Source organism: Paenibacillus sp. MAHUQ-63, from assembly GCF_028765165.1.
Lineage (GTDB): Bacteria > Bacillota > Bacilli > Paenibacillales > NBRC-103111 > Paenibacillus_E.
The window spans coordinates 255,317-277,995 of the sequence record NZ_JARADB010000001.1; the positions used below are offsets into that span (position 1 = coordinate 255,317).

Sequence of the window (22,679 nt, forward strand, 5' to 3'; positions counted from 1 at the left end):
TGGATGGGATTCCGTCAGTTAGGGTTTCTCTTTAATGAACCCATTTCAATTACTTGGGGACCGGCTGCAGGTGTACAGCATGCTTCCTTCTCCTTGTTCGCCTCAATCGGCGTACAACATAGGGATATGTCTCGTGATTCATCGGCACTCTCGAATTCGGAGTCTTGTTTCGTATGGAAAATTTCCCACGCATTACCGTCAGGGTCGTATACCCAGACTTTGTCCTGAACGGCATAACAGCAAGTTGTATTCATTTCATCAATTAAAAGCAGCCCGCTCTGGCGGAGGCGATCCCCTATGGCCAGTACTTCTGCAGTGTCACTCACTTGGAAGCCCAGATGATTAAGCACTCCTTTTTTCTCAAAGGGACGAACGTTTAAGGAGAAATGAAGCGCGGGTTCAGTAAGCTCGAATTTGGCATAATTCTCTTTCACTTTGGTTGGTTCTTCTCCGAAAAAGGCTTTATAAAATTCGAGTGATTTCTCTAGGTTACTGCAGTTTACCGCCACATGCATTCTTTGGATCATGATCATTTACCTTCTTTCTACGGTTTTTAATAGATTCGGACTTTCTCCTCGCTCATAAATCAAGAAAATTTGATTTAAAAACCAAAAAAAATTTAGCAGCAATCACTGCCACTCTTCCGAGCAGGCTTAAAAATACAGCACAATTGCTCAGAAAGTATTCGGCTTACTTCATTTTGATTTATTTCGTAGTAACTCCAAGTACCCCGTGTTTCCTTTGTAATCATCCCCGCATCCAACAAAATTTTCAAATGATAAGATAGTTTGGATTGCGGCATATTGACAATTTCAGTGAGATCACACACACAGGTATTACCACGCTGAGTAAGCTCATACATGATTTGTAATCGCTTCTCATCGGCAAGCGCTTTGAATTTGGCTTCATACTCTTTCAAGGATACAAGTGGCTCAGTTCCTGATGTAATCGGTATTTCTCTGATCATGGTCTACACCTTCTTAAGAAATTCTGGCTCTCCGTTCATTTTAGCACCTCCTTAACTAATAATCAATTTTTTTTGATTTAATGCACGATATCAATTTACCATCATTTTCATAAGCGGTCAATCACTTAATCAAAAAATGTTGATTAAACTTTTCCGCCCCATATCAAGAGGCTGCCGATTAGCCGGCAGCCGCAATAACACTGTTACTCCAGGTCCTGTAGATAAGCGATATCGCCTAATACAATTGCAGCGAAATCGTCCTGAATGTGCTGGCCTTTCTGAGCCTTCACCTCGTTCTCAAGCGCCTTCCATCCATTAGCTCCTGGCATTAGCTTCGCCGTGAGGCTTCGATAGACCCCCTCATTCGTAATAGCTCCTGCTTCGAAACCATGCCGCAGCAGCGCTTGAAGGTCTTCCCTACTGACCGTAACCTCAATCTGATAAAGGCTGGTAGCAACGTTCCCCGCTTTGTCTTCAGCTGTTATGGTGAGCTTGTGAGTGCCTGCCTGCGCTGAAAACGGTGCGATTGCCGGTTGTTCAACAAGTCTGCCATCGATCTGGTATTCGGTACGAGCTATGCCGCTTCCGGAATCCTCCACGATCACCTCGCCGGTCCAACCTTCCGATTGGGGGAATCGATCGGAAGTGGCTAAGCGTATGACCGGAGGCTTGCCGTCCACGGTAACCTCGGAGGAGGCCCTGAAGCCTCCATCCGTTGTCACCGCCGTAATCGTTACGCTGCCATCCTCGACCGGAATCACCGTTCCGTTCGGCTCCACAGCCGCAACGGTTGGATCGTTCGTGCTCCATCGAACCGAAGAATCGGTCGCGTCTGCAGGCAGCACCTGCGCAGTAAGCTGCAGCTCCTTAGCCAGATGCGGATTCATGAGAACGGCAGCAGGCGAAACTTGCAGGCCTGTCACTGCGATCTCCGCATCTTCAACTTCATCGAATTTCACGGCATCTGCCCGAGTGTACACCTCGAAGGCAGGCGGGTTCGAGGTTGCGGTCAACCGCGTCATTCGGACATACTCCGTGCCATCCCCTGTGAAATCATATGTGCCGAGCTCAACCCAGCCGGAAGCGCCTACCGAAGCGTTCAGCATTCGTACTTCTGTTCCTGCCGCATGCTTAATCTCGATCTGAACGGACGGATCCGCTCCCGGACTGCGCACGATGTTATAGAAAGATACGTTAAATTTAGAGGCCGGCAGCATCGGTTGCCAGGTCGCAGTTGCCCCTTGCATTTCCGTATATCTGGACCGGACATTCGGATTGTAGCCTGCGAGCCCGCTCTGCTTCCAGGTTCCCGTCTCCGTATAATGGACAGGATCTGTGCTGTCAACTACGACGGAGAGCTTCCGGATCTGCAGCTCCAGCGGTAAGGACGATTTGGTTTCACTGCCGATGGTGACGCTGGCGGTTATAGTAATCTTCTCCGTCGAATCGTCCAATCCGAGAAGTGTCACCTGACCGGCCTCATTAACGGACACAAGGTCAGGACGGTCAACGCTGTAGACAATTGTCGCATCCGTAAGGTCAGCCGGTACGCCGGTGTCCCACACGCCAGATACCCGGAGTTGAGCGGTTTGCGTGCGCATCAGCACACTTGTGTCAGCCGTAAGCGTTACAGATTCCCATGTCGGCGTATAGCTTTCGGGTACCCACATGACCGCGTCCGCGGCTATGCTGGCGCCTGAGACGGCACGGTTCGTCAGCTCTACATCGCCGCTGACTCCTGCGGCGAAGCGATGCGTGCCGAGCAGCTGCCACTCGCCGTTTGCGTTTTTCTCATTGACGGTATAGGTATGCTCTCCACCGTCATAGTGAACCGTCAGGGCTGCATCCGACGCCCACTCGGAGCGGCCTGCCGGGAGCTTGTAATACACTTCGTAAAGCCCCGTCTCCGGCAAGTCGGGTTTAAAGCGGATACGGCTTGTCGGCTCTCCGGAGGTCGTCTTGGCTGTTACGTAGTTGCTGTAGTAGTATCCGTTGGCCGCCGTTGCCCTTGCCCAGCTGCCTTCCGTCTCCGCATCCATATTGTCCACGACAATTTCTGGCCGCTCGGCCTCAGGTGCAGGCTGGGCGGGAGGCGTTGCGACGTGATTCGGGAAATACAATGTTCTCTTCTGGGTCTGTTTGCCCTCTGACTCCACATAATAAGTAAACGGCTGCGACGGATCCCCCACAGGGATGGACCACTCCATCGGATATATCGTATCCGGCAGCGCCGTGAAGCTTGCGCCCCCGTTCAGGGAATAGTGCAAGGTTGCGGACTTGGTTGTTTTGGCCTGGATATATGCATTGTAAGAAGTTCCATCCGGCTTCAACAGCAGCATGCCCTTAACGGCATCGATCGGACTGTACGTATCGAAAAAGTAGCTTTTGTCCGAGGTATCCTGCTGTTCAGGCAGCCGGTGCAAAGGAACGTCGATATTCATGCCATCAATGATAATCACAGTCAACCCTTGAGCCGAGACGCTCGTCTGCAGCTGTCCTCCGGTCATTACGGCCGACTCCGGCTGTCCGTTATCGCGGATAATCGTAACCGGGTAGGTGAGGCTCGGATCGAACCCGATCAGCTGCTCATTCAGATCGATGGTCGCTTGCTGCGCCTGATGGGATTCGTTGGACAATCCGATGTAGAAGCGGTTCCCGCTCTCCCCCGTCATCCAGTTCAACTGCTTGTTGTCGGTCGAGATAATCCCTTTGGGCATCCACAGCCATACATCCGAATTCCCGTAGAAGGTGCCGGGCTTACTGCCGTAGACATGATATTTAAACCACAAGAAATCAGTTTCGAAGACGGATGGAAACGCGATGCTTCCGTTCGATTTGGCCATCTGCTCCGTAACGAGATAATCCATCGTCTGACCTAACTGTGCAGGCGCATGATGGTAGTACAACGATGTTCCGGCTATCGGCCCGAGCAGAGGGAAGTCCGGCTCCTGCTGGCTCTGGATGAATCCGCGGTAATAATAGCCGGGATAGTTCGTATAACGGCCGATGACGGCGTTATGCGCAATATCTCTTAGCAGCTCATCCCCGGTATATGAAGCCAGTCTCAGCATGAAGGGAGCTTCCTGGGCGTTCATCCGGTATGCTGCCGAGGTGTTCCCCGCCTCGAAGGTCATCCCGGTCGGCGATACGACCCAGCTGTCCACCTGCATGGATGCTCCCGGTTCATCCTCCGGAAGGCGCGTCCGCGTGTAGGGATACATAGATTCCGGCGACCAGCGGAATGCAAGGTCATAGCGGAACGGCGATGGCTGAGGAATCGTAATCTGCCCTCCCGGCACAGGACGGGCCACGAAGATCGAGGCGTACCGTTTCGCTTCCTTATGCGCCGCCGCCAAATATTTGGGATCCTTCGTCTCTTCATACAGCTCCAGAATCTCAACCCACAGCTTGCCGTAACTGTAGAAGAAGCTGTTCCGGTCCGGTATCGCGGTGCTTGGCGTATCGATATCGCTTGCGATATACGCATCAGCGGCTGCGGTCGCTTCCTGTAAATACCGGCTGTCTCCCGTCATCCGGTAGGTCATTAACGGTTGAATGACCGGGCCCCGAACGAACTGGTCCGGGTTGCGGAAGCGATATTCCTCAAGTCCAAGGGCATGCAGACCTGCATTCTGTCCCCGCGTCATGTCGTAGAACGAGGATATCGTCGAGACGTCGAACGGTACCGCCGCCATCTTCCACAGCGACGGATCTCCGTAAACGGGAGCCCCCTTCGGCGACCAGCCGCGTTCGTTGCGCGATACCCCATGCTCCAGCATCGGAAGCGCGCGAGTCTCATACAATTGATCGTCACCGGTTAAATAGTAGGCTCCAAGCAGAACGGAGCTGGCGGCCGTGCGTATGGCATCTTGATTTTCAATATCGACGAAGCCTTTTGCCCGGTTCCACCAGCCGCTTTGCGACGGCACGTAATCTACGGAATCGTCTCCTTGCGGCTCAATTTTCAACAGCTCGATCATATTGTACATGGCATCGTTAAGCGAACCGGAGCCGACATTCTCGCGATACGCCGAATAGTCGTATTCGCTTCGCAAAATATCGGAGTAGGCGTCATAAATCGTTTTCCCCGGCTCTGCATACAGTCCTATGTCGAACCGGTAAGTGCTGCCGGCCGTCATGGCCGAATAAGTCCCGTACTGGGGAGCATAGAGAATCGGCTGCACATCTCCTTCATTATTGATCAAGCTCATGCCGAGCCTTTGATTGTTAGCCGTTCCCGTAGGCTCGAACTGCAGCGGCAGCTGCTTCGCAGGAATGAATAGCCCATAGGTGAAGGGGCTGCCCGAGGCATCCGGCTTCTCGACCAGACTCATCGGAGCCGTAAGCTCCCAGAGGCCTGTCGACTCCACGGTGCCGGTCATTTTCGCACGGTTGCGCGCTCCGCTCAGAACCTCGGTGACATCAGCCCTACGCTCCGTGGTGAAGCTCTGGTAGCCGATCACGTAATTCCCGTCCGTCCGCGGAGTGAAAGCATACGACAGGATCGGCCGTTCCGCCGCCAGCGACCAGGTCACCTGGAAATCATACCGGTCGGGACGACTCGAATCCGTCAAGATGACAGTCTTATCGTCCTGCAGCTCGAAACCGTCAAAAGTGAGCCAATCGTATGGCATTGTGTCGTAATAATTGGCCCTATCGCCCGCGGAGCCGTTCAGAAGGACCCACTGCTCTTCAAGCCGTTCATTCTCGGCATAGACGGCGGACCATACGCCGTTCACGCGTCGTGAGATGTCCCGGACGATCGTGCTGCCCCCGTCCCATGCGGCTTCATAGAAGGTGACCTTATAGCCGGCGTTCTGAATGGAGCCCTTTTCCGTATAATGCAGATTGGGAAGCTCCCTGCTGCGGATCGGCCCCAAGGGATCGGGTTTACGTTCCACGGTCCCTTCGAATTTCACCGCGTCCGCGCGCGTGTATATCGTAGTCGGACTGGAGGTGATACGGGTCAAGCGTACATATTCGTTACCCGTACCGGCAAAAGCATAGGTTCCCAAATCCACCCAGCCTTCTCCGGCTGGCGTCAGATCGACATAACGGGTTTCCGTCAAGCCGTCATGCACAATCTCAAGCATAACCCGCGAATCCGCGCTGCTCGGCCAGTTCACTTTATAGAATGAAACGGCAGCCTCGCCGGCGGTGATGTTAGGCTTCCACGTAATCGTCGCACCTGCAGTTGCCGTATAGCGGGTACTGGTTAGGTTATACCCTTTGACCGTATTGGAGGTCGTCCAACTCCCTGTTTCCACGTAGCCGCCATCGGCATAATCGATGATGATCGTGTTGACGTTCTTTCTTGTGATATGCAAATGGTAAGTTCTAGTCGTCATGCCGTCCCGCGCCGTCACCTCCACGGTGATCTCGTTCATGCCCACAACAAGCGGTATGGCAGGAGAATCATGACCGCCGGCAACGACTTCCCCATTCACACGCACAACCGCGTCAGTGTCCAGCGGTGCCGCATTCACCTTAATGGCAGACGTTTGCAGATCGACCTCCGCCGAATAATCCGTCATGTCCGGACGGAAGGCTGGAGACAAGGTGCCCGCTTGAAGCGACAAGCTGCTAAGCGAAGGATCTGCGGCGAAAGGCCGTGTTACGGTAATCGTATAATCGCGAACCGTTGTCCCGTCTCCTGCCGTCACCGTTATGGAAATTACTGTGTCCCCCGGCGCCAAAGAAAGTGCTGGAGACGGTACGCCGCTTGCTGCCTGAACTCCATTAATCTTCAGGGATGACTGAGGATCGTAGACCGTCGCTGTGACGGTGATCGAGGATGTTTCAGGAGCAGCGGTGTACGTGTAAGCCGTCACAGTCGGCGAGAATACCGGAGACAAGCTGCCGCCGCCATCGATGCTGAGCCCTCTCAACGATGCGTCGCTGCTGTCTGCGGCCCGTTCGAATTTCACGGCATCCGCATGAACGAACGTACCCGGTATGGCGGAGGTTTTGGTCATTCTCACCAATTCGCTTCCCGAGCCTGCGAAGGCATATGTACCAAGCTCCACCCATTCGGATACCCCTTGCGTAAAATCCAGCTGCTTGGTATCGGTTACACCGCCGTGCACGATATCGATCCGCACGTTCGGATCGTCGGAGGCTGTCGGGCGCTTTACTTTGTAAATGGATACTTTGTAGCGTCCCTCCAACACTCCGCTGTTCGGCGTCCAAGAAGCCGTATTGCCGACCCCTCCGGTGACCCGGGTCGAGGTACCGTTGTAGCCCTTAATGCTGCTCGCCGACCATGCGGGATTCTCCGCATATCCGGGCTCTCCATTATCGATAATCAATAGCTCAGCCGAAGCAGCGGCGGCTTTCGCCGTAGAGGGGGCCAAACCGCCCCCCGCTAACGATGTGAAGAATAAGAGTATGGACAACAACAGCGCTGTGCGGGCCATAAGCATTTTTCGTTCCACAAGGCATCCTCCTTATGATGTCACGCGATGAATCCGAACCACCCGGTTTACTGTTGCTTCCTCAGGCTCCAGAAGCCAGAGATGGCCGTCCTCGGTTCCCGCCTTCCAGCCCTCTGCTTTCAGAGTACCGCCCTGCTCATGCCAAACCGCGAAGGGGCCGTTCTCCTTCAGCCTGACCACCATTTCCAAGGGGGTGGCATCCAAGAGCTCGACAGCCGCCGGCGACAAATACTTGTCAATCCGGCCGATCGCCGACCACCCCTGCTGGACAGGGGTTATCAGATAGAGATGATTCCCATACCCGCCGAGCTCGAAATGATGCTCCTGCGTCAGCTTCCCAGCACACTGCTTCTGCCAATCATAGAGAACAAGCCCTTCGGGAGGCAGGGACCATACAGTATCTCCATTCTGCAACATCGAACCGGCATCGGCGTAATCACTTGCCCGTATAACACCGCGAACAGGTACGGCCGGTTCGGTCAGGTTATAGACCACGAGAGCGGCTGCTGCTCCCGCCAGCGGAGCGATGACCACATACGGGTCTCCTTCCAGCGGATTGAGGAACAAACAATTCTTGATCGGAGCAGCCGGTGCTAGCGGCCTCAGCAGCTCGCCGTCGGCATAGCAGAGCGGCATAATGTTCGCCTTATTGAAATCGGACGGATTGTCGGATAAGTAAATCGGGCCTCCCGACATCGCCTTCGAGATCGCCATGATTTGGCCGCTTTCCTCGTCATTCGAATGGAACATATCATGGTCGCCCCATACGGTCTGCCCGATCCACGGGATGTTGCCGTAGGAATTGTGCAAGTGCCGTCTCGCCCGCCCCTGATCGCCTACGGCATAATCCTCACTGCAGCGGGTGACCGCGCTGATTCTGGTATTGAACGCACATACGGCGTTATGCGCCATACAATTGATCAGACCGTCCAGGTGCCTGGCGCATGCCGCTTCCAAGCCTTGAGCGTTATGTGCAGCGCGTTCGGCTCCGTTATCCGTTCCCGTGTTCAGCTTGACATTTTGCGCTTGATTATCAACCTTCACGAAATCGAAGCCGGCCTCGCGTACCGCACGGATCATGCTGTCGTAGAAGGCAAAAGAATCCGTGAAGGAATTCTTCGGCTGAAGCCGTTCGCCCGGGACAGGCTCCAAGTGGCGGTTCAGCCCGCCGAACTCGTTGTCGGGCGCAACGCCACCCCAATAGCCGTTGAAGTTAAGCCAAAGTCCCATCCATTGGATTCGCGTCTCGCTGCGCCGGGCCGTAAGCGCCGCCCAGCCGTCCGGAAACTTGGCGGCATCCGGCCTGAAGCTGATCAATCTGCGTCTGGCGTCGGCATGCAAGTGACCGTCGTCGACAAGCATATACCGGATCGGCAGTCCCGATGCCTCTATTCGATCGGCGGCTTGAAGCAGCATCGCTTCATTGATATCGAATTTGTACTCTTCCCAGCTGCACCAGCCCAAGTAACGGAAGGGCTCCGGATACCGCTTCTGCTCCCGCAGCCTGGTCGTGCCGCCGATACGTTCATCCTTGATAGCGGTTTCCCATACTTCCCGGCAAGCTGTATAAGGATCGGCATTGACGGCCCGCGCAAGCAAAGGGACGTCCTCTTGAACGGCCTGTGTACCGAACGTGCTCACGTTCAGCATCAAGGAGCCGGCATCCCCGGCGAACCATCCGAAGGTACGTGGTCCGACTGCCGCCAGCAAAGCCATATATCCGCCTGCGTTCAGCTTCAGCAGCAGAAAATGGCCTCCCGGAGCGAGCGCTTCGAAATCATGGATGGCTAACGGCTGTATCCGGTTGCAGCCATCCGGCCACGCTTGCGAATGTCCGGGAATCGGGTCGTATTTCTGAAAAGGAGCGAAGTAGCTCGCAACCTCGAAAGCCGGAAGCTCAAGCTCACAGCTGTAGATGATGCCTCGCTCGTCGGGTGCATAGTGTCCTTCCCCGGCGGATAGAAGGTTGGCTTCGCCCGCCACCGTTTGTACGAATCGTTTCCTATTACGGTCATGCTTCATCTCTACGCTTTCCATCGAATATCGCTCCTCCGTCACTTCGCGCTCTCCATCTTTTTAATAAATTCATTCATTTGCTTCATATAATCCTCGCCGCCTGCTTTATACCACCCCGCCAGCAGCTCATCGAATTTGCTGACAGGCGCTTCGCCCAGGATGATTTTCATCACCGTCTGATCCCATACTTTCTGATAATCCATCAGCGATGGCTTCTTGGCCGCTTCGGGCACGAAGCCGAGATCCTTGCCGTTCGCAACGGTTTCTACGGATTTCTTCAGCCATGGAGTAATTAAGTCAACCACGTTCTTCTCCGTACCCACCGTAATGAAAAAGTCGGTATCGTTCGCACGGCGCATCGTATTGCGGCGAACAAAGCTTGTCGGCGGATTCGGAATCGCCACCTTGTTCCCGTTCTCCAGCTTGTAATCGGAGCCCTCAAAGCCGTTGCTCACCGTTGGCCATACATCATCGGCAAGGAACGCATCGAGAAACTCAGCAGCCTTCTGCGGGTTCTTCGCAGCCTTGGTGATCGCCCAGAAGCCCCATAGGCCCGTCGCATAGCCCCCGCCTTGGACCTTGCCCTGCTCATTTTTCACAAAAAGATAAGTCAGCTCGACATTCGGGTTCTGCTTGCGCATCTCGTCCGTATGCCAATTGTAATGACCGGCGAAGCCTAAGTAGACCCCTGTCATACCCTTCCAGAATCGCTCTCTCGCCTTGGTCCCGTCGTTGGTGGCTGCATCCGGATCGAGAAGGCCTTCTTTATACAGCTGATTGCTGTAGGCTAGCGCTTTTTTGTAAGCGTCGCTATTCGTGTCATAGGTAGGATCCATATAAGCATACGAGCCGCCTGTGGTCGGCTGCCAGCCGGTCAAGCCGAACGGACCTGTGAGTACGGGATCCAGCACTTTGCGCGCATTCACGTTAACCGCTAATCCGTACGTATCGTTTTTGCCGTTTTTATCCGGATCCTCCTTCGTAAATTTCCGCAAAATATCGGTGAACTGGTCGATTGTGACCTCCGAATTATCCGGAATCGTCACGCCGACGTTCTTCAGCCAATCCTTGCGTACCCAAAACATATCATTCCGGTTCACCGACGTTCTCGGGATTCCGTAAATGTTGTTGTCCTGCTTCACTTTAAGCGCGTCCCAAGAAGTCTGGTACGTGTATTTCTGCAGGTTGGCCGCATTCTTCACGTAATCGTTCACCGGCAGCAAGATGCCGTCCTTCATCGCATTCAGGAAGCTCGGATCGTTCGTTGCCGGGAAGAACACGATATCCGGATATTCGCCCGAAGCCAGCATTAACTGAAGGCGTTCCTTATATCCCGTAAGCGGGGGAATCTCGAAGGTCACCTTCGTATTCGTCTTTTTCTCCAGCAGCTCGACCATCTTCTTATCGGTTGCCGACAGATCCGCCTGGTCATAGTTGGCCATGATCTTCAGAGGCACAGGCTGCGAGGAGCCCTGCCCGCTTGTCGCCTCTCCTCCACTGCTTGCCGGTGTCCCCGTAGCGGCTTCATTGCTTCCGCAGGCCGCACTAGTCAGCAGGACCGCCGCTGCCAATACCGCTAACATACCCCTCTTGTTCGCCATCATAGATCGTTCCTCCCACATATTTGGTTGATAAAGCTATAGCAAGGGTTGCCCCTACCACTATCCTTTGACCGAGCCGAGCATAATGCCTTTGACAAAGTAACGCTGAATGAACGGATACACGAGCAGAATCGGAACCATCACGATAGTTAGCGTGGCATACTTCAGCGTCTCCGTCGTCGCCTGTTCGCCGCCGGTTTCGGCTGCATTACCGCCGGTGGCAATCTCTTTCATGCCGGCCCCTTCGATAATTTCGCGAAGAAACAGCATAAGCGGCCATTTCTCAACGCTGCGGATATAGATCACGCCGTTAAAGAAGTTGTTCCAGTAACCGACGGCGGCAAACAGCGCAAGCGTCGCGATGATCGGCGTCGATAACGGAACGATGATGCGAAACAAGATGTAAGGGTCCGAAGCGCCGTCGATGCGCGCCGCTTCCTCCAGCTCCTCGGGCAGACTTTCGTAGAAATTTTTCATCAGAATGAGGCTGAAACCGGAAAATAAGGATGGCAGCACCAGTGCCGCGAGCGAGTCCAGCAGGCCGAGGGAACGCATCAAGTAGTAGTTCGGAATAAGCCCCCCGCTGAACAACATCGTAAATACGATAAGCAGCATGAATATTTTCCTGCCCTTTAACACCTTCTTGGAAAGCGGATAGGCCGTTATGATGTAGAGAAAGAGGCCAAGCGACACACCGCATACGGTTACCAGAATCGTATTCCTATAGCTCACCCATAAGATGCGATGCGACATGATCTCCCTATAAGCGCTTATTTCGAAATCCTGCGGCCATATCATCATCGGATTATCCACGTAAGCGGCATAGGAGCTGAATGAGACGGCAAGCACATTGACGAACGGATACAGCATCGCCAGACATACGAGCGTGAGCAGCACATAGTTGATCCAATCAAATACCTCAAGCTTCACTTTGGTTAGCTTCATAAGTTTCATCTAGTCACCTACCAGATTTGTTTTCCGAATACGCGCGCAAGCCGGTTCGCCAGCAGGATCAGCACTAAGCCGACCAAAGCTTTGAATAATCCGACGGCAGCGGCGAAAGACAGACGTCCGTCGATAAGTCCAACCCGGTACGTATACGTTTCAAAGACATCGGCTACGTCATACGTCATCGGGTTGTACAGCAGGAACACCTGCTCGAAGCCGTTGTCGAGGATGTGGCCGACCTGCAGGATGAGCAGCACCACGATGGTCGACGTAATCCCCGGCAGCGTGATATGGCGGATCTGCTGGAACCGCCCCGCTCCATCCATTTTGGCCGATTCATACAAGGTCGGATCAATAGCGGTCATCGCCGCCAGATAAATGATCGTGCCCCAGCCTACACCCTTCCACACCTCTGCGGAGATGATGATCGTCCGAAAATATTCCGCCTTCAGCAGGAAGGGGATGGGCTCATGGCCGAGTGTTTGCAGAAGTTGGTTGACGATGCCCGTTGAAGGAGACAGAAAGTTCATGACCATGCCGGCCAAGACGACCCAAGAAATGAAGTGAGGTAAGTATAGAATCGTTTGCGATACCCGCTTGAACAGCAAATGCCGAACCTCGTTCAGCATCACAGCCAATAGGATGGGCGCGGGAAATTCGAAAATAATCTGATACATACTGAGCAGCAGCGAATTACGCAGTACCTTGTAGAAGTCGGGAGCTTGGATCAGGTACTCGAAGTTATCAAGCCCGACCCAGTCGCTGCCCCAGATGCCCCGAACGAGACTGAAGTCCTGAAAGGCGATAACAATGCCGGTCATCGGAATATATTTGAAGATGATCAAATACAGAAAGCCCGGTATCAAAAATACGTACAGCCACTTATGATGGGACATATGCTTGCGGAATGCCTGCCTGCGCGTCTTCGCCCCGGCGGCGGATACCGCTTGTTGCGCTGTGAATGCCATCGGTTCCTCTGTCCTTTCCTGCAGCGATTTGTTTAACGTATCGTCATTGTAGCGAAGCCAGGGCTGCAAAAAAATCTAATATCTCGCGAAAATGTTTGTTATTTCACCGACTTGCCAAAACGTAAAAAACGCTTGGCCCCCTCCACCATGGAGTTAGCCAAGCGTCGAACAGCTGCAATCAGGGTGATAGCAATCCCTGCTCCTTCAGCTGCTCCTCCGCAGCCTCCAGGTATTGCTTGTAGTGATAGTCATTCTCCAGCGTACGCAGAAATTCGTCGTAAGTCGCTAGATCGCGTTTGCCGTATATAAATTTGTAAAGTTCCTCGGTTATGTAACGATTCGCTTCGTCAGGCACATAATCCGCAGGAGGGTCTATAAACGAATCGAGCACCTCCAGTCGCGGCTGGTTCATGGCATAGGTGAAGTAAGGCTCCTGCTTGGGAAACTTCGTCCTTAAGTACACCATTTCATCCCGGCCGGTCAGTTGGTACAGATAGGCGTACTTGACGTCGCTCATGCTGTCGGTGGGCGTAATGCTGCCGTTTCGCATCGCATAATGCTTTCCTTCCAGTCCATACATGACCAGCCGGTTCCCTTCCGGAGAAGAAACATAGTTGATAAGCTTAATGATTTTGTCCAGCTTGGCCGGATTTCGTGCGAGAGCCCCGGACATGACCAGCATGTTCGTTGCACCCGGATCGTAGAAGTCCGTATACGTACCGCCAGGCCCCGATGGGCTCGGCAGCTGAATCCATTCCGCAGCCGGGTTGTAAGGCTTCCATTCTTTGACCTTGTTGTCATTAATAATATTAGGCCAGTTGTAATAAAAGAGGCCGATCTGACCTTGAAATGCCTTCATTTCATGCTGATTTTTCATATTCGATAAGAAATCGGGATCTACGGCTCCTGCCTGAATGAGCGATTGGATATAACTTATCGCCGGCTTCATGTTGGGATCGTAGAGCGAGTTCATTAAAGCGCCGTTTTTCTGGTAGAAATGACCCGGGTAGGTTGTGCCGAAAGCGCCGAAGATGGGGCCTAGCGCCAAATAAGGCGCACCGCTGAAGCCATACGTATCTTGAATCCCGTTACCGTCGGGATCACCAGCGGTCATGGCTTTCGCCACGGTTTTCAGCTCCTCCAGATTCCCCGGGGGCTGCAATCCGAGCCGATCCAACCAGTCCTTGCGAGCCCAGTATGTATATTGGAAAGCGGTATTATTCCGAGCGATCCCATATTGCTTACCGTTATATTGGGTTATCGTAGGATTCCCGCCTCCGGCAAAATCGATGGCCGGCTTCAGCAAGTCCACGTAAGGAGATAAATCCAGAAGCGCGTCCTGCTTCACCAGCTTCGTCAGCGTACGGCGGTCTACATAAAATAAATCGGGTGGATTGCCTTCGGCAAGCCGGATATTCAGTTGATTTCTGCAAGCGTCGCCAAGGCACTGGAGAATATGCAGGTCGATGCCCAGCACCGAGTCAAGCTGATGTTTAATATCATCGTCCTGCGCATCCGGCAGCTCGCTTCCCGCTACAAGCACCTCGATAAGAGGAGCCCCCTTCGCCGGCGCGGTTGATTCAGCTGGGGATGAAGCTGCCGGGTAAATTCCTTTGCACGAAGCAAGCAGCAAGGCACAAGCCAGCACTAAGGCGGTAACTGTCAGAGTTGTCCGTGAACCGCTCATATGATACATCCTCCTTCCGCTCGTGCTGCAATACTTTAATTATAAACGCTTTCACTGCCATAGACCATGATACCCGCTTTTCATATTTCACGATTTGTTTTGTTATTTCGCTTTTTTGGTTTTGCGCTGTCCATGACCGCCTTTTTGCTTTTATAATGAACATAGAACGAGAACAGCGCCGGAAGGACGGTCGCATGGATATGGTACGAATGCTGGGGGTAAGATCTTCACTTCGCTTTAAGCTGTCAACGAAAATGTTCGTGATCACCTTCGCTTTGGTAGAAGCTATCATTTTATTGCTCGGCTTCTCCTATTACCGGTATTCGTCGAACACGCTGCAGGCGGCGCAGACCGAGTATGCCGAGCAAATGGTCCAGAAATCGGATAAATATTTACAGTTAAATCTCGCAAATATTCGCAGCTTTTTCCTGTCCGTCGCGAACGACAACCGGCTGCGAACCGGAACGGAGTCGGAAATGCGCAGATGGCTGAATGAAAACCTCATTTATTTCATGCCAAGCGCCAGTAATATTCATGTTATCGTTGGTGACCATACGGTGATTGGGACGACGCCGAACGGCTGGAAGTTGACAGAAAGCCATTTTTTGATGCAGAAGCTTAATGCCGTTCTGAATCGGGGGGAGCTCTATTGGATCGGCCCTTACTTCTCACCGGTCTCCGGCTACACGGTTTCCGTTGCGATGCGGATTGAGGACAGTTCAGGAAGCGCCCGGCTGCTGCTGGTCGATCTGGACTTGCCCGGCCTGTATGAAGCGCTCATTCCCGAGAGCACTTCCCGTATGCAGGGCTCGCTGCTGCTCCTCGATGCGGGAAACAATCTCGTCTATGCCAAGCCGCCTTATGCCGAATATTCCGTATTTACCAAAAGCTTCAGCCTGACGAGTCTCCCCGCTTCCAGCTTCAATGCCAGCTGGACGAGAACGGAGCTTAAGGATGCCGCTCAGCACAACCTGTTTCTGACTCGCAGCCGGACGAACTTCGTCGGATGGCAGGTCGTGTGGGTGCTCGACCAGCAGACGCTGCTAGAGCCTCTGCAGAAGCTGCTGGAATATACCGTATGGATGGCTATTCTTTCCTTAGTGCTGTCATTTGGGATCGCCGGTCTGATCTCCGTGCTTGTCAGCCGTCCGATCCGCAGTATCGCCTCGACGATGAATGAAGTCAGCAAGGGCAACCTGAATGTCTCCATTCATATGACCCGAGCTGACGAGTTAGGCCTGTTGGCCGGCCATTTCAACCGGATGGTCGGGCGTCTAAAGGGCTTGATCGAAGATTTGCGCCATACCGAGGAACAGCGGAAAGCCGCTGATTTCAAAGCGCTTCAAGCCCAGATCAAGCCGCATTTTCTATATAATACACTGAATACCATCAGTATGGTGACCCGGCAGGGCAAGCACGAGCAGGCCGACGAGCTCATCTCGGCACTCACCGATCAGCTGCAGTACAGCTTGGACGCCTCCCCCGCCCCGGTCACGTTCCGCGAGGAGCTGAGGTCGATGGAAAGCTATATTACGCTGATGAGCGCGAGATATAAGGGCGCTTTCGTATATGAATCTGACATCGATCCGGCCGTATTGGAACGCCTGCTTCCGAAGTTCACTCTACAACCGCTTATCGAAAATGCCATATTCCACGGTCTGGTTCCGCTCGGGCGGCCTGGCACTCTCTTCATCGGCGCTTCAGATCACGGAGCAAGCTGGGAGCTCATGATTGAGGACGACGGCGTCGGCATGTCCGAATCCAAGCTGCAGCAGCTGCGTGACAAGATCGACGGCAAGGAACGATCCGACCGGATCGGCATGGTCAATGTGCACCGGCGGCTGCAGCTCATGTTCGGGGAACGTTATGCGGTCCACATGGAAAGCACCGCAACCGCAGGAACGCGGATTATTATATCGCTGCCTATCGTGAATAATGCGTCATATCTTACTTTACTGGAGGTCGCTTCCAATGAAAAGGGTATTGCTCGTGGATGACGAGCCGGCTGCAAGAGAGCATATCCGCGACAGCTTTCCGTGGACTACCTGCGGCTGCGAGATTGTCGGCGAAGCCGGGAACGGCGAGGAAGCGCTCGCGTTATGTGCCGTTCTCAAGCCGGATATTGCGCTTATCGACATCACCATGCCCGTCATGGACGGTATGGAGCTGCTACGGAGGCTTGACACCGAGCATCCCGGCGTACGCAGCATTATGCTGACCGCGCACCGGGATTTCACCTACGCGCAGCAGGCCATCCTGCATAAAGCCTTCGGCTACGTGCTTAAGGCCCCTGTCAGCATGGTAGAAATGAAAAAGGCGCTTGACCGCGCCTGCCTTGACTTGGACCGGGATCTGCACTTCGACCGGCACGAGAAATCGCATGCCCAGATGCTGCGCAGCTATCAGTATCCGCTGCGCCGCAAATTTTTCTCCGATGTGCTGCACGGCCTGTTCAACAAGCAGGAAGAGTTGATTCGGGAGGGCGTCAGACTTGGCATGAATCTGGCATCCCCGGAGCATGTCTTGATGATCTGCGCTGCCGACCGCCTCGAAGCTTACGCAGCCCGGTACCCGGACAGAGATAAATCGCTGATCGAATACAGTATGCTTGAGATCGTGCGGGAGACCTTGAGAGACACCGAGCAGCGCCCGTTCGAATTGTTCCCCCTGGAATTCGGTCAATTCGTTCTCCTGCTTGGAGGTGACGAAGCGAACAGCGAGCCGTACGACTCGCGTGTACAGCGCGTATACCGCTCGATATCGGCCCCGCTAAGCACGTATTTACAGATGGGACTGACGGCCAGCTACAGCCGTCCCTTTCCATCATTAACCGGCTTGCGCAAAGTGTATGCGGATACGTTGAAGTTTGCCGTTCTGCGCTTCTACCAGGACCGGCCTGCGGCATTAGATGCGGGAGGGCCCCTGCTGTTTCAACAGGTTCCCGCTGAGCGTTGGGCCGAATGCAGCCGGCGGCTGGATGCGCTTCTTAAGCAGGAACAGCCGGACCTGGAGGATTGGTCCAAAGAGGTCAAGCTGCTCCTCCAGCGGTTTCAGCCGGATCCGGCCTCGGCCCGTTGCTTGTTCGAGCAGCTCAAACCGATCGTGGAGCAGCGTTTTCCAGCGCTGCCTGCACAGGAACCTTCATGGCCCCGGTTTGCTTCCTCGGCCAGCTTGACCGAGGCGCTTGCCGAGCTGACCGCGTATATCAAAGAGCAACTGAAAAGCCGCTCCTCGCTGCGCGAGCTGCGGCCGGAAATCGCTGCGGCTGTCCACTATATCAAGAAGCACCTGCATCTGGAGCTGACGTTGGATTTGATCGCCGGCAACGTACAGCTGAGCCCCTCCTATTTCGGCCATCTGTTCAAGAAGGAAGTCGGCGTATCCTTAATCGACTATATTGTGGAACAGCGCGTCGAGATGGCCAAGACCTACTTAACCGACGGACAATACCGCAATTACGAGCTGGCGGAACGGATTGGCTTCCAAAACTATTCATACTTTTGCACCATTTTCAAAAAACATACAGGCATGACGCCGAATGAGTACAAAAATGCGAATAAGACGAAGACACATGTATAGAAATGAAAACTCCCCTCGCTGCGAATCATGCAGGGGAGTTTTGCATTTGGTTCTCTGTTAAATAGCGGCAAATCTAATAATTTGAATCAGGAAAAGTCTTCTAAGAACGATGACGCCTCTGGCATTCATAAATCGGATGACAATGAAAGTGCGGCGGCGGTTAACGACACGACCGTTAAACACGGTTATGGTTCCATTGGCATTTCGGTAAACAATGCCATAGAAGTGATTGAGTAATAAGGTCATTTTTAACATTCCTTTCGGCTGTGATACTATACAATATGCTGAAATGGCATGTCTGCGAGGGCTAATTTAATAGATTAGTATGGAGATCTTCTACTTTTGGAGTAGATCTTTTATAGCATATTCATAATAATCACACATAGTAAACAATCTGACTTTACAAATAAAAGCTATCATTGACTCGAAGCTAGTAATCCAAAAGGAGTGTGAGAGATGATGAGATTGAATCGTAAATCATTCCCCATGTTGGCGGTAACCTTACTCGCCACAACAGCTTTTACCACGCAGGGCTTTACCAATGGGTTCCAACTGCCGACGGCAGAAGCCAAAGGACCGAGTAAAAAGGAGGCTTCATGGCTCGCCGGGGATCATCACGTTCATAGTGAATGGAGTGTCGGTTGGGATAATTCTACCACCCCGCCAACTGCTATCAAAGGCGGAGATGCCGTTTATCCGATTACGAAGAACGCTCAAATGGCCAAATCCTATGGCGTGGATTGGATGGTTTCCACGGATCACGGCGGTCCAAACCATTCAAAAGTGAATTTGGAGCAGGCTTATCCCGAAGTGCTCAAAGCCCGTGCAGCGGTTCCTGACCTGATTTTATTCTATGGCATGGAATTTGATACACCCGCAGCGGATCATAGTTCATTAATCATTCCGAAGACCGATCAAGAGTCACAGACCCTCTATAATATTGAAAATAAGTTTAATAAGCGCGATCCCTATCCTACTGATCCGCAGCGTGATACGGAATCCAACATGATCGATGCTCTAACTTATATGAAAGACTTAGAAGAACCGCCTGTTCTTTTTGCAAACCATCCTGCGCGCTCAGCTAATGCAGGCGGCGTTTGGGGGCAGGATACTCCGCAGGAGTTCCGCAATTGGAACGATGCAGCACCAAATGTCTCCGTTGGTATGGAGGGGGCACCCGGTCATCAAGCGGGAGCAGTCAACCCCGATGGTTCCATTGATCCTAACGGCAGCCGAGGCGGTTATGGCGGCTACCCGACCATGGGCGGATTCGATCAGATGAGCGCTAAAGTAGGCGGTCTATGGGATTCCATGTTAGGCGAGGGCAGGCATTGGTGGATCACCTCAACTTCCGATTCACATGTAAACTGGCGTGACGGCGGCAGCGACTTCTGGCCTGGCGAATATTCCAAAACCTACGTGAAGGCTGAGAAAACTCACGAGGATATTTTGGATGGTCTGCGGAATGGACGGGTATTCGTAACAACCGGCGATTTAATTAATGAACTGGATGTGACTGCGCAAGCGGCAGGAAAGTCCCCTGCTCATGCTGAGTCGAATGGCAATCGAGCTTCCATCGGTGAAACATTGAATATTCCAAAGAAAGATGGAAGCGATGTCACATTGACGATTCGATTCAAAGACCCGAACGCAACCAATAACCACGGGGATAACCCAAAAGTCAATCGCGTCGATCTGATCATGGGTGAAGTGACAGGAAAAGTAGATAATCGATCTGCGGCGACCAACCCGACTACGCAAGTGGTTGCTAGATTCGACGAGAGCAGCTGGAAGCAAGACGGCGAGTATATGACGATTACGTACACATTGCACAATGTGAACAAAGATAGTTACATTCGGGTTCGCGGAACAAACACGAGTGAACTTGAACCTAGCCTTGATCCTAAAGGTGAAGATCCATGGAAAGACCTTTGGTTCTACTCCAACCCTATCTTTTTGAATTTGAAATAAATTCAAGACAATGATTTGCGGCGAGGAGTTAAGTCAACTAGCTCCTCGTCTTTCCTTTTGAAATGATAAATGAGGATGTGTAGTCATAGTGAAACTTCATTGGTTAATCATGACTCTAGCTATTGCTTTATTCATACCATCACCGATTGCACATGCACACAGCAATAACAGTGAGGGTTTCTCCACAATAGCTGTTCAAGATCAGAAGATCGATTACAACTTACAGCTCGATTTCATTGAATTAAGTCATGCCGTTGGGTTCAAGATCGATGAACAAAACGTTGAAAACTTAGAGGAACTGAACAATCTCATTGCTCAGAACAAGCTTCCTCTCCAAGAATATATAAATACACACATTGCGGTTTACGCAAATAGCTTCCCGGTTGAAGGCGCAATTCATCGAACTTCTGTCCTGCAGATAAATGGTCGCGCATTTGCTGAAATTATCCTTTCTTACCCAGTGAACCAAGTTCCTGAAAATTTGAGCATTCGTTACAACGTATTTTTTGAGGACAGCGACCCTAGTCATGCGAACATGGCCAAAGTACAAATTGGAGAAAAGCAACAGGAGTTTATCTTCACGTATGAGAAAAGAGAAATGGATATCGGCGAAATGAGCTTTTTCACCAGTGCCAAACAATTTCTTTGGATGGGATTAAAACATATTTTTACGGGGTATGACCACATTTTATTTGTTATCAGCTTGCTCATTGGGGCCATCACGATCCGTCATATTCTTGCTTTAGTTACAGCATTCACTATCGCCCACAGCATCACGCTTGCCCTTGCAACGCTAGAAATCGTTCAATTACCAAGCAAGTTCATTGAATCTGCGATTGCGCTGAGTATTATTTATATAGCGCTTAAAAACATCTTTCAACCCGAATCCAAGCACGCCCCGTGGATAGCCTTTGCGTTTGGACTCATTCATGGATTTGGGTTTGCAGGCATCTTGGCGGAACTGAACTTAGGTGCGGCTCACCTAGCTACGTCTTTATTGTTTTTTAATGTGGGGATTGAATTCGGACAAGTCCTTATTGTATCTTTGATTTTCCCAATTCTCATTATCCTAAATAAACGCCTCACTTATAAATGGTTCATGCCAAGTGTGTCTACGGCTGTATTATTTTTTGGATGCGTCTGGTTTTTTCAGAGGGCTTTTTAGCCGTCGATGACATAAAAGCTCGGCTCCCTCAACGAGAGAGCCCCGCCCCGCCGCAGTTTAAGAAAAACCGTCAGGGAACTTCCCTGACGGTCCTTTTAGGTTTGACGAACATCGGTAATTTTGTAGTCATGACCATGAATACCTTTGTAATACTCTGGATACATACCTCCACCACTACCTTTTCCTTACCAAAAATTTAAATAAGGGGTAACCTCTCGGTCACCCCAAAACTTATAAATTCTTATATGTCAAAAAAGCTGCCGATTGCCGGCAGCCTTGTTCTTGTATTTTATAACTTTCGATAGTAATATGATGCACCTGTTACCCAGTCGTTGAACGATCTCCAGAAAGTTTTGCTATCATTTCTCTTACACATTGTTCGATATCCTTGTTGGAGCAATCAAAAGTCGTAGTACTGTATGCTTTGTATAAAGGGACTCGTTCCTCATAAACGTCCTTAAGACTATTTCCTTTTTTTATCACAATGCCCCTGGTTGTTACGTTCGTTAGTCTTTTCCTAATTTCATCATATGGGACATGCAAATAGATAATCTGGCCATTTTGCTTAAGATGATCCATAGCTTTTTTCGAATAAATCATACTTCCGCCAGTAGAAATAATACAATTATTCAGCTGCAGCTCACACACAGATTTTTCTTCGATTTCCAGAAACTTTTCAATCCCCTCATTATCAATAATATCTTGGAGCAGCCTCCCCTGATGTTGTTGTATAACAATATCCGTATCCACGAAGTCCATTCCCAAAGCTTTAGCAAGCAATACACCTAATGTGCTCTTACCAGCCCCAGACATACCTATAAGAACAATATTCATACTTCCCCTCACTTTACTCCTCTACTTCAAATATTGAATCAATAATAATTGGAAGATTGTCTCTAACTGAAACAGCTCCAAACACCGAACGTGCATGATTCCCCTTCTCTCCGAACACATCCATCATAAGATCTGAACAACCATTTAAAACTTTATGATGATCTTCAAAATCAGCATCTGCGTTAACAAACCCCTGAATCTTAACAACCCGTTTCACATTCTCAAGAGAGTTTAGAGCTGATTGGAGAACAGCTAGAATCTCGATTCCAGTCTGTCGCGCAAACTGATAGCCTTCTTCAGTCGTATATTCCCGCCCCAACTTACCTTTTGGTTTTCCAGCAGGCCCTTTTCCTGAAACGAACAAAAGACCATTTACCTTTACGAAGTTTGCATACTTAGCCGCCGGTTCACTTGCGTTGGGTAGTACGATTCCTAGTGCTGCTAATCTATCGGCGATTGATTTTTCAGTCATTCCTTAATCCCCCCACGCTCAATAATTGGAAGAATTA

Annotated in this window: 15 protein-coding genes; 4 read left to right on the top strand and 11 right to left on the bottom strand. The window is 51.7% G+C overall.

Annotated elements, in window-relative coordinates:
• Positions 1 to 14: 14 nt before the first annotated feature.
• The 8 genes from PUT07_RS00900 to PUT07_RS00935 form a co-directional block, all read right to left on the bottom strand.
• Positions 15 to 524, bottom strand: a complete 510-nt coding sequence (locus PUT07_RS00900) for an ArsI/CadI family heavy metal resistance metalloenzyme (protein ID WP_379239628.1) — start codon at positions 522 to 524, stop codon at positions 15 to 17.
• Between the two features lie 95 nt (positions 525 to 619).
• Positions 620 to 967, bottom strand: a complete 348-nt coding sequence (locus PUT07_RS00905; RefSeq protein ID WP_274465836.1) for an ArsR/SmtB family transcription factor — start codon at positions 965 to 967, stop codon at positions 620 to 622.
• 203 nt (positions 968 to 1,170) lie between these two features.
• Positions 1,171 to 7,401, bottom strand: coding sequence for a golvesin C-terminal-like domain-containing protein (locus PUT07_RS00910; protein ID WP_274465837.1), 6,231 nt, complete (start codon positions 7,399 to 7,401; stop codon positions 1,171 to 1,173).
• Between the two features lie 12 nt (positions 7,402 to 7,413).
• Complete coding sequence (locus tag PUT07_RS00915) at positions 7,414 to 9,438, bottom strand: Sip1-related alpha-galactosidase (RefSeq protein WP_274465838.1); 2,025 nt, start codon at positions 9,436 to 9,438, stop codon at positions 7,414 to 7,416.
• Positions 9,439 to 9,455: 17 nt separating this feature from the next.
• Positions 9,456 to 11,021: an extracellular solute-binding protein gene (locus PUT07_RS00920; RefSeq protein WP_274465839.1), complete on the bottom strand. Its 1,566-nt coding sequence runs from the start codon at positions 11,019 to 11,021 to the stop codon at positions 9,456 to 9,458.
• Between the two features lie 57 nt (positions 11,022 to 11,078).
• Positions 11,079 to 11,972 (bottom strand): carbohydrate ABC transporter permease, encoded by an 894-nt coding sequence (locus PUT07_RS00925; RefSeq protein WP_274465840.1) that lies wholly within the window; start codon positions 11,970 to 11,972, stop codon positions 11,079 to 11,081.
• A gap of 8 nt (positions 11,973 to 11,980) precedes the next feature.
• Positions 11,981 to 12,934 carry an ABC transporter permease gene (locus PUT07_RS00930; RefSeq protein WP_274465841.1) on the bottom strand — a complete coding sequence of 318 codons (954 nt, stop codon included), beginning with the start codon at positions 12,932 to 12,934 and terminating at the stop codon, positions 11,981 to 11,983.
• Positions 12,935 to 13,112: 178 nt separating this feature from the next.
• Positions 13,113 to 14,621 carry an extracellular solute-binding protein gene (locus PUT07_RS00935; RefSeq protein WP_274465842.1) on the bottom strand — a complete coding sequence of 503 codons (1,509 nt, stop codon included), beginning with the start codon at positions 14,619 to 14,621 and terminating at the stop codon, positions 13,113 to 13,115.
• A 194-nt stretch (positions 14,622 to 14,815) separates the two neighbouring features.
• Here PUT07_RS00935 and PUT07_RS00940 point away from each other — a divergent pair, with 194 nt between their 5' ends.
• On the top strand, positions 14,816 to 16,618 hold the full coding sequence (locus PUT07_RS00940) for a sensor histidine kinase (protein WP_274465843.1): 1,803 nt from the start codon (positions 14,816 to 14,818) through the stop codon (positions 16,616 to 16,618).
• Entirely contained in the window at positions 16,593 to 18,200 is a 1,608-nt protein-coding gene (locus PUT07_RS00945; protein ID WP_274465844.1) for a response regulator, read from the top strand. Before PUT07_RS00940 ends, PUT07_RS00945 begins: the two co-directional genes overlap by 26 nt.
• 57 nt (positions 18,201 to 18,257) lie before the next feature.
• On the opposite strand, the gene PUT07_RS00950 is transcribed toward PUT07_RS00945, so the two are convergent.
• Positions 18,258 to 18,446 (bottom strand): hypothetical protein, encoded by a 189-nt coding sequence (locus tag PUT07_RS00950; protein ID WP_274465845.1) that lies wholly within the window; start codon positions 18,444 to 18,446, stop codon positions 18,258 to 18,260.
• Positions 18,447 to 18,656: 210 nt separating this feature from the next.
• Between PUT07_RS00950 and PUT07_RS00955 the strand changes: the two genes are divergently transcribed.
• Complete coding sequence (locus tag PUT07_RS00955) at positions 18,657 to 20,171, top strand: phosphoesterase (RefSeq protein WP_274465846.1); 1,515 nt, start codon at positions 18,657 to 18,659, stop codon at positions 20,169 to 20,171.
• Between the two features lie 88 nt (positions 20,172 to 20,259).
• A complete protein-coding gene (locus PUT07_RS00960; RefSeq protein WP_274465847.1) occupies positions 20,260 to 21,336 on the top strand; it encodes a HupE/UreJ family protein in 1,077 nt (358 codons plus the stop codon).
• A gap of 321 nt (positions 21,337 to 21,657) precedes the next feature.
• Here PUT07_RS00960 and PUT07_RS00965 read toward each other — a convergent pair whose 3' ends face one another.
• Together PUT07_RS00965 and PUT07_RS00970 are read right to left on the bottom strand one after the other, a co-directional pair.
• Complete coding sequence (locus PUT07_RS00965; RefSeq protein ID WP_274465848.1) at positions 21,658 to 22,170, bottom strand: shikimate kinase; 513 nt, start codon at positions 22,168 to 22,170, stop codon at positions 21,658 to 21,660.
• A 13-nt stretch (positions 22,171 to 22,183) separates the two neighbouring features.
• Positions 22,184 to 22,642: a RidA family protein gene (locus PUT07_RS00970; protein WP_274465849.1), complete on the bottom strand. Its 459-nt coding sequence runs from the start codon at positions 22,640 to 22,642 to the stop codon at positions 22,184 to 22,186.
• Between the last annotated feature and the right edge of the window lie 37 nt (positions 22,643 to 22,679).